7 protein-coding genes and 2 pseudogenes are annotated in these 8,086 nt (G+C 58.4%); 5 read left to right on the forward strand and 4 right to left on the reverse strand.

From position 1 onward, the window contains the following. Positions 1–447 (forward strand): annotated as a pseudogene (locus CV770_RS43090) (hypothetical protein); the annotation flags it as partial. Positions 448–591: 144 nt separating this feature from the next. Here the strand turns inward: CV770_RS43090 and CV770_RS39900 are convergent. Next, positions 592–789 (reverse strand): annotated as a pseudogene (locus CV770_RS39900) (phosphatase PAP2 family protein); the annotation flags it as partial. A 111-nt stretch (positions 790–900) separates the two neighbouring features. Here CV770_RS39900 and CV770_RS39905 point away from each other — a divergent pair. Both CV770_RS39905 and CV770_RS39910 read left to right on the forward strand, forming a co-directional pair. Further along, on the forward strand, positions 901–1,155 hold the full coding sequence (locus CV770_RS39905; protein WP_146101453.1) for a hypothetical protein: 255 nt from the start codon (positions 901–903) through the stop codon (positions 1,153–1,155). A gap of 401 nt (positions 1,156–1,556) precedes the next feature. After that, entirely contained in the window at positions 1,557–2,072 is a 516-nt protein-coding gene (locus CV770_RS39910) for a hypothetical protein (RefSeq protein WP_104466208.1), read from the forward strand. 257 nt (positions 2,073–2,329) lie between these two features. Here CV770_RS39910 and CV770_RS44135 read toward each other — a convergent pair whose 3' ends face one another. Both CV770_RS44135 and CV770_RS44380 read right to left on the reverse strand, forming a co-directional pair. Further along, the gene (locus CV770_RS44135) at positions 2,330–2,788 is read right to left on the reverse strand and encodes a transposase (protein ID WP_349627991.1); all 459 of its coding nucleotides are present in this window, start codon (positions 2,786–2,788) and stop codon (positions 2,330–2,332) included. Between the two features lie 75 nt (positions 2,789–2,863). Beyond that, complete coding sequence (locus CV770_RS44380) at positions 2,864–3,157, reverse strand: transposase (RefSeq protein ID WP_201760249.1); 294 nt, start codon at positions 3,155–3,157, stop codon at positions 2,864–2,866. A gap of 413 nt (positions 3,158–3,570) precedes the next feature. Between CV770_RS44380 and CV770_RS39935 the strand changes: the two genes are divergently transcribed. Both CV770_RS39935 and CV770_RS44385 read left to right on the forward strand, forming a co-directional pair. Further along, complete coding sequence (locus CV770_RS39935; RefSeq protein ID WP_104466210.1) at positions 3,571–5,364, forward strand: di-heme-cytochrome C peroxidase; 1,794 nt, start codon at positions 3,571–3,573, stop codon at positions 5,362–5,364. A 241-nt stretch (positions 5,365–5,605) separates the two neighbouring features. Continuing rightward, positions 5,606–6,004, forward strand: a complete 399-nt coding sequence (locus CV770_RS44385) for an avidin/streptavidin family protein (RefSeq protein WP_104466211.1) — start codon at positions 5,606–5,608, stop codon at positions 6,002–6,004. 226 nt (positions 6,005–6,230) lie between these two features. Here CV770_RS44385 and CV770_RS39950 read toward each other — a convergent pair whose 3' ends face one another. Beyond that, positions 6,231–7,586: an IS3 family transposase gene (locus tag CV770_RS39950; protein WP_245454004.1), complete on the reverse strand. Its 1,356-nt coding sequence runs from the start codon at positions 7,584–7,586 to the stop codon at positions 6,231–6,233. Between the last annotated feature and the right edge of the window lie 500 nt (positions 7,587–8,086).

Below are 8,086 nucleotides of genomic sequence, written 5' to 3' on the forward strand. Positions count from 1 at the left end.
ACGAATCGCCCAAAAGCAAAATCCCAAAACGCAGGAAAACGAGGTCCAGCACCCCACTTTCCTGCAAAATCGAATACTACATCAAGACCAATTCTGCTTACTTCTCAGACCGATCCGTATTCTTCACGGACGACACTGTACGTCTTCCCGCGGTTTGGCATGTTCGACCCGCCTGCCGGGAGGCTAGACTTCATCCGGCAAGTCGGCACGGTATGGCTCGTCATCGGTATTGGCGGCGGCCTCTTTCGGATGATCCAGCTGTTCGTCACCCGTGACGGCCAGACCGCGATTGTTTGGGTCTTCAAAGTCCTGACGGATCCCCTCCACAACGTCGCGCTGTACTACAAGTCGCCGCTCGCGCTGTTGCGCGGCGAGCTGATCGACACATCGATCGCGGACGCCGGCTGGGGCGGTGACGACGCCGAAAAGGCGCCGCATCTCACCTGAGCGACGCGCTTGAGCAGGTGCTCGCCAGATACCCGCTTGACAAGCAATACCCATCGGCTGGAATGGTCCGCGCGGCGCTCGGCTGACCTCCGCGAAAGACATTTGCTATCGCACTCGGGTGCGACCTCCAGCACGCCGGTCGCGTTAGATTTTCGAGATCGGATACGCGACAAGCATTGCCAGAGCAGATCCGGCCAGCACGTCGCTCGGGTAGTGGTGGGCCACCGCAATGCGGGCCCACGCCATCAATGTCCAAACGCAGGCCAGCCCCAGAATAGCCGAAACGCTCGCCACAGGCAGCGTGATCAGGACCGCAGTGAGTGTCATCGCATGACCGCTCGGGCAGGAATATTCATCGAGCGTCGCCCAAAACGATCATGATGGCCCTGTGAAATGACGTATCCCATCGGGGACTCTGGCGAGCCGGCGCCGCTTATCCGATTGGAATCCATAATGCTCTCCTTGCTCTTATGGGAACAAAGCCTCTTGCCGGTCCGCCAGCGGGTCGGCATCATCGACCGGCTTCGAATTCTCGGAAGGTTGGCTTTCGAGAAGCTGACTAGCGCGAGAGTACGCGGTGCGCGCCTGTCCGTTTCTTTTCCAACCCACGCACTGCGGCGCAACGAGAAGGATTTGCCCGAAGGTGATTGCGAGCCCGCCGGGATCATGATCCGGCGCCGATCCTGGCGCCATCTGCATTCTGAGTGACGCGCGATTCGTCTCACGCGCCGACAGGTTGCTGAATCATTTGGGAGTGAGCCTACAAGCTTTGGCAGGCGACGAACTCAACGACATAAGGTATCGAGACGCGGGCGCGAGCGGCACTTCGCCGTTCCGCAGCAGGGGGCAAGCGCCGCTCAAAGGCTTCAGATCGCTTCGGCTGCCAGCGCCAATCCAACGAGCGGCTTGATGCTCATGCCCCGTTCGGCCTTACCGTACGATTTTGAGCAGCTCTTGTTCTGCCCTCGATTTAGCGGGCGCGAATTATTTACTCGAAAAGGTCGATGCCTCTAACTGAACACGTTGCGGCTGTACTTCCAGAGACATCCCGGGCGACAGGCTCGCAGCCGACTGCGCCGAATCATCATTCAAAAAGAAAGCTGCCTCCGATGACGCACAGGCAAACCTTGTTTAGACAGAAGTGGCTTGTTTCTGGAGCTGCAATCATATTCTGTTCGGCGTGGCCCGCGCGCGCTGCTGACGTCGCCAGTGGGACGGAAGCAGCGAACACCAAAGAATTCGTTACGTATTTCAGCCCGAACGATTTCAAGGTCCTTAATTCTGATGACCTTCATGACGCTCCGGCTAAGTTCATCGGGAAGCCTATCGAGCTTCGAAACGTGAGATGCCTCTACGCCATGGAGGGCTACCACTGCATTGCACCTTTGCCCAGCGCGGTTACGGTTGTTTTTGCAGATTCTGCCGCACCGGCGGCCGAACGGGAAGCCTTGAGAAATGACTGCGCTGCAATCCAGATGATGGCGAAGTCGCGCGCCTGCCGAAAGAATATTCGAATTATTCCAGATGACTTGACCGAAAGTTCTCTCCCCAACGGCATTGGAAAACGCGTCGTTGTGAGGGCCGAGAAAATTGAAGTCCTACCGGCGTCGCGACCGGAGCGTTAACACGCCGGATGTCCGCGTGTTGCTCCGTCATCGATCTCGATCAGCATGTTTGGGCGCACCAGTTTGCCAGCGGACCGCGGATGGAGTCGCTTCGCTTGGCAGACAGGCTGTCCGCATAGTGCAACGGAAAAGTGAACTGGATCCCATTGTCGGGAATGATGCTGGTGAGCAACCGCTCGAGCCTGGCGCAGCGATCCAGCAGAGCCGCGGCCAAGACACGCAGCTCGGCGGGATCGCTCGGCAGCTCATCAGGCAAATCACTCACGGGCCCGAGTCTGCCATGCCGGCAGCACCAACTGGCCCAAACGCGCCCGGCGCCGCCAGTCATGCACCTGCTGGGGCCGGCAGCCAAGGCGACGGGCGACGTCTGTGACAACCGCCCCCGGCTCGAGGCTTTCCGCGGCAATCTGTGCCTTCAAATCATCCGGCCAGCGCTTGCGACCTGCGCCAGCGAACACTTCAATTCGCGGTGACAACGGTCGTCTCATGTCGTCAGAATGGTCGTCCATTGTGAGCACCCTTCCAGAAGATGACTCTTCTAACGGTGCTCTCATGACTCCGCACAAACAATCCAAAGGGCCTCTGGCGCTACGCTTACCGATGAAGTGCGTGGTTCGGAACCCAAAAGGACTCCAGCTTTTTGTTCTCCGGCCAAAGTGAGCGTGTGCTGCCGAACGGCGTGAAGCTCGCGCTGGAATGCAGCGTTGTGGATGCATTGACAGCGATAATCGGAGCCCGGCGCACAACAGGTCGCGCTGGCCTCATGCGCCGCATCCGGACCCACACGGCTGTCAGCCCGCCGCTCCGGTGCCGCTCGGCCGGCACCGCTGCATCGCGCCGGTCGGTTTTTCCCGATCCCCGGCCTTCATCGGGATCAGCGAGGGAAACACCACGAGGCAGCCGTGCCCCAGTCCCTTCAGTTGTCGATGCAGGCCATATCTGCAGAGTCCGGCTTCGTAGCAAAGACTTACCTGCGGGTCACTCTTGCCGCGCTTCTTCGCCAGCTTGTCGATCTGGTCGGCGCGATTGGCGATGATCCCAAAGTTACGAACTTCCTCGCCGCTGCGTCCCTTCGGCCACCGCAACCGAAATCGTCGCCTTGTGCACATGCAGCCCACGAAAATGCTGTCGTTCGTCGGGCCCGCTCACCATGCTTGAGGCTCGGCGCCGGACCATCCGGCGCAATCCTCGAAAGGAGCTTGCCGCGGGCGGGCCACCCGCCACCTCAGAGAGCGAACATAGGGCACGGGCCAGGCGTGGGCCCTCGGATTATGGCGCAGGTTCTGCGATTTCCATTGGTAGGCGATGCAGAGGCAGCCGGCACTACAAAACTTGGTAGGTTGAACTTAGCGGGTCTGAGACCTTTAATGCCTCATCATCAGGCGACTTGTATTCTGAGGCCAGGCTAGAGGACTGAGATCAACTTGCCGCAACGGCGAGAGGACCTTAGGACCGCGAGCAACTATTCAGGCGACTTTGAAAGACGGTGGGCCATACGATGCTTCGTGTTCTCTTTCTGATCGGCTTAACCGTTGCTGCCACGACAAGATCGAGCGCACAGGGCGCGGACGCCATTCCATTCTACGTTGACCAAGGTACAGATTGGACCGCGACGGCGAGAGCGGACTTCTATGTGCGCGATCAGGGCTCGCGTTTGATCGCGCTGTCTTGGATGCAGGCGCTAAAGCAAAGGAACGGACAACCGTTTCTCGCCGATGGTTTGTCGCGGTACGGCTATCTCCCCAATCCCGGCAACAAGGCCAGCCTTCCCATCGGCTTTCATGCCTCCGGTCCTGAAGGTTTCCAAATTGTCGGAATGACCTGCTCCGCATGTCATACGCGCCAGATCGAAGTCGACGGCAATATGTATCGTGTCGATGGCGGTCCCGGACTCGTGGACTTCTACGCGCTGCTTGGTGATTTGGACAGGGCTGTCGGCGATGTGCTTGCTAGCGATGACTCGTTTGCTCCGTTTGCTGCAGCTGTTCTGCACTCCGCAAATCCCGATACGGCTGATCTTGAGGATCTTCGCCGGCAGGTAGACAGGTGGTACTTGCGGTTTCACACGCTTGTGGTGCGAGCCCTGCCCAAACGAGGCTGGGGAGTAGGCCGTCTGGATGCTGTCGGGATGATCTTCAACCGCTTATCTGGATTGGACATCGGCCCGCCACCCGATTTTATGATCCCGGAAAACATAAAAACCGCTGACGCTCCCGTGAGATACCCATTCCTTTGGAATGCGCCGCGGCAGGACAAGACGCAATGGCCGGGATTTGCAAAGAACGGAAGTGACATCTTGGGGCTGGCCCGGAACGTTGGCGAGGTTCTGGGGGTGTTCGCTACGTTCGAGCCCAAGCGTCAGGGAGCGGTCATCAATTTCCTCAATGGCAATTCCACCAATTTCGACGGCCTTAGCGAGCTTGAAAACCTCGTGAAGCGAATCGGCCCTCCGAAATGGCCCTGGAAGATTGACGCTGCCTTAGCCATCCGGGGTAAGATGATTTTCGAAAGAGGTTCCGATGAAGGGGGATGCAGCGGTTGTCATGGGATTGAAGACGGCGAGCAGCGCTTTCCATTCATCAAAACATGGAGAACCGTGGTCCAGAACGTCGGTACCGATACACGTGAGTACGATGTCCTCGCCTGGAAAGCCAAGTCGGGCGTGCTGAATGGAGCGTACATTCCCTTCGCGACCGCTCCTCTTAAGGAGAAGGATCAGGTTCTTAACATTCTCGCGACCTCGGTGATTGGTTCGATCGCAGAACACCTGCTGGCCGGTGGCGCCCCTTCCACCAACGCACGGGTCGCGACGGCGCCAGATCCGGGGTCGTCGGAGACCCCGGAGTCTCTGGGGTTGGTACGACTACCGCCGACCCTGCAGGATCTGGTAACGGCGTTCGACGCTGTCAGCACTTCGGAAGAGATCAAAAAAGCCAGGCGGAAGGGGGCAGAAAAAGCGTCGCGCAGTCGACTCCCTCAATGGGGCGCCTACGAGGCCCGCGTTCTTCAGGGCATTTGGGCCGCCGCACCTTATCTTCATAACGGCTCGGTTCCTACCCTGGCGGAATTGCTCAAGCCGTCCGCACAGCGCAAATCGCAGTTTAGCATTGGACGGAAGTACGACATCGAAAACGTTGGTCTTGCCGCCACCCAGGAGCCTCAAAGTGACTCACTATCCGTCACGGAATGTAATGACATCAATTCTGGAAACAGCCGATGCGGCCACGAGTACGGGACGAATTTGAGCGAACAAGACAAAAAGGCGCTGCTCGAATACCTCAAGACGCTGTAACTCGCTGCGTCGTTCGCTCTTCGAGCATTCTCAAGAGGTCGGCACCCAACGTCGCTCGAGAAAATGAGGCCGTCGGCAAATCCGCCTCTGGAGAAAATCTGGCGAAACTACGAAGCGAGAACTTTTCGTGGAGGGGGTGCGCTTCTGGGTTGAGCGTGGAAGCGACTTGCATGGCCGTATCGTCAGAGCGCATCTATATCCGGCAGCGTTTGTGCAGTTGCCTAATGCCTAGGGGAATACCATGAAACGCTTGTTTGTGCTTCTGCTCTTTGCCGTCATATCGGTACCTGCTCACGCGCAGTTGCCCGTCCCCTCCACATGGGTGAATCAAAGGGGCTCGTTTCTCTCGATCCAGACGCTAGACCCGTCAACAGGGAATTTCGCGGGAACGTATGTCAACAACGCGACTGGATTTTCGTGCCGGGGACAGCCTTACCCTGTCGCAGGTGTCGTCACCGCAAACAGAATAGATTTCTATGTCAATTGGACGGCACCCGCGGCCCCAGACTGCAAAACAATCACGATTTGGAACGGTCGTGTAGCTGCTAATAAGATTCCAGCTGGGTGGACACTATATTACGTGGGATCGGACTGGCAGTTTCACAAAATGACGGGGCGTGACTTGTTCACGAGGAGGTAGACCAAACTGCTTCAAGTTGTTCCTCCCTTGTCAGGGGAGCGAGCGAGTTCCGTCACTGCGTGTACGCGCCTTCTCCGCCGACGTGATGATGGGCAACGAAAAAGGCGAGATCGGCATTTTCTCCTGCCAGTCGTTGGACAGAGTTCGGAGTCTGTCCGTCGTCAGATAATTTGAGACTGATCAGGCTTTTCGAGAAGGGAGGCTCTGGCTCATCAGAGGTAAGAGTTTAAGCGACCTGCAGTTGATGCTGCAAGCGGCGGGTTGCGATGGTGTTGCGCTTGATGCGTTTTCGCTCGGCGAGGATTGCCCCAGCCCGGCCGAAGTAGACATCGTCAGGCGTGAGGTTGTCGATGCTCTCATGGTAGCGGACGTGATTGTAGTGTTCGACGAAGGCTCCTACTTGACGCTCGAGATCACCGGGTAGGTAATAGTTGTCGAGCAGGATGCGGTTCTTCAGCGTCTGATGCCAGCGCTCGATCTTTCCCTGGGTCTGAGGATGGTACGGAGCGCCGCGCACGTGCTGCATGCCCTTCTGGTCGAGCCACTCGGCCAGATCATCCGCCACGTAACTCGAACCATTGTCGCTGAGAAGCCTTGGCCGGCGGTGCGCGACGGCGATGTGGTCAAGGCCGGATGCGGCGAGTGCCTGGTCGAGGGTGGCTGTGACATCGGAAGCGCACATGGTGGGACCAAGTCGCCAGGCGACGATGTAGCGCGAGAAGTCGTCAAGCACGGTCGAGAGATAGTACCACCCCCATCCGGTGATCTTGAGGTAGGTGAAGTCGGTCTGCCAGAGCTGGTTGACGGCCGTCGTCTTGTCCTTGAACTCGTTCGCGGCCTTGATCACCACATAGGCCGGGCTGGTGATGAGGTCATGCGCCTTCAGCAGCCGATAGACCGACGCCTCGGAGACAAAGTACTTTCGTTCGTCGGTGAACCGCACGGCCAGCTCGCGTGGCGACAGCTCAGGTAACTCCAGCGCCAGGTCGATGATCTGGCCCCGCACATCGTCCGGGATGCGGTTCCAGACCCGGTCTGGTCGAGACCGATGATCGGCCAGCGCCTCAACGCCTCCCTCGCGGTAGCGATCATACCAGCGATAGAATGTGGCGCGCGGGATCCCGAGCTTGTCCAGTGTGCGCTTGGCCGGAAGGTGCGATTGCTCGACCAAATGGATGATCTCGGCCTTCTCTGAGGCGGGATACCTCATGCCTCGTCCTCCCCATCTCCGTTCATACTTTTTTTGAGCAGACGGTTCTCCAGGGTCAGATCGGCGACGGCCTCCGTCAAGGCGGCGGCCCCCCCGGCGGAGGTCCTTCACCTCGCCGGAGGTCGCAGCTCGTGCCGTGTCGCCGGCCAGGCGGCGCTTGCCGGCCTCGAGAAACTCCTTCGACCAGCCGTAATACATCGAGGCGGCAATGCCTTCTCGGCGACAAAGCTCGGAGATGTTCTCCTCGCCCCGCAATCCTTCCAGCACGATGCGGATCTTCTCTTCCGCCGAATACTGCCGGCGGGTCTGGCGCCGAATGTCCTTTAGCACTTGGTCTGCCGACGCTTTGCCCGGTCCGGATTTCTGTTTCATCTTCGCTCTTGGTGGCTACGATGAACCAGAAATCCTCCCTCCGCAAAATCCCCCTGTTTGTCTCACAAGTCCTGACGGCGAACACTACCCGAGTATGAACGGCGCTCCTTCTTTGTCTACGTTGACTTTACGACGCTCGCCATGGCGAATATGTTTTCAGAGCTTCGCAAGCACGGGTCGGCTTTACAGTCGCCCACCAGTACCTTTATCAGCTTGAACCAGACGTGCGCCATGCGGTGCTGGGAAATGCGGGAGAGTTGGCTCGGAGGATGCGCCATATCTTGCTCGAGAGTTTCAGGGACGATTTGATGAGATCGATCTATTGCAGCTACCGAATTATCGCATCTACCTGAAGCTTATGATCGATGGAGTCCCCCTCGGCGGCGTTCAGCGCGACCACGCTGGCTCCGATGAGGCGGTGAGCCTCAGAGGACGGCGACGAGCTAGCTCGTAGACGGTCGTGTTGGCCGGAGGAAGAAAGATGTAACTGTTAATTTGGC

It is taken from the genome of Bradyrhizobium sp. AC87j1, assembly GCF_002936975.1.
Lineage (GTDB): Bacteria > Pseudomonadota > Alphaproteobacteria > Rhizobiales > Xanthobacteraceae > Bradyrhizobium > Bradyrhizobium shewense.

What these genes read in the sequence shown, in the direction of transcription:
- CV770_RS39905 (WP_146101453.1), top strand. Translation starts at nt 901, where the DNA reads ATGCTCTCCTTGCTCTTATGGGAACAAAGCCTCTTGCCGGTCCGCCAG.
- CV770_RS39910 (WP_104466208.1), top strand. Translation starts at nt 1,557, where the DNA reads ATGACGCACAGGCAAACCTTGTTTAGACAGAAGTGGCTTGTTTCTGGA.
- CV770_RS44135 (WP_349627991.1), bottom strand. Translation starts at nt 2,788, where the DNA reads ATGCATCCACAACGCTGCATTCCAGCGCGAGCTTCACGCCGTTCGGCA.
- CV770_RS39935 (WP_104466210.1), top strand. Translation starts at nt 3,571, where the DNA reads ATGCTTCGTGTTCTCTTTCTGATCGGCTTAACCGTTGCTGCCACGACA.
- CV770_RS44385 (WP_104466211.1), top strand. Translation starts at nt 5,606, where the DNA reads ATGAAACGCTTGTTTGTGCTTCTGCTCTTTGCCGTCATATCGGTACCT.
- CV770_RS39950 (WP_245454004.1), bottom strand. Translation starts at nt 7,586, where the DNA reads ATGAAACAGAAATCCGGACCGGGCAAAGCGTCGGCAGACCAAGTGCTA.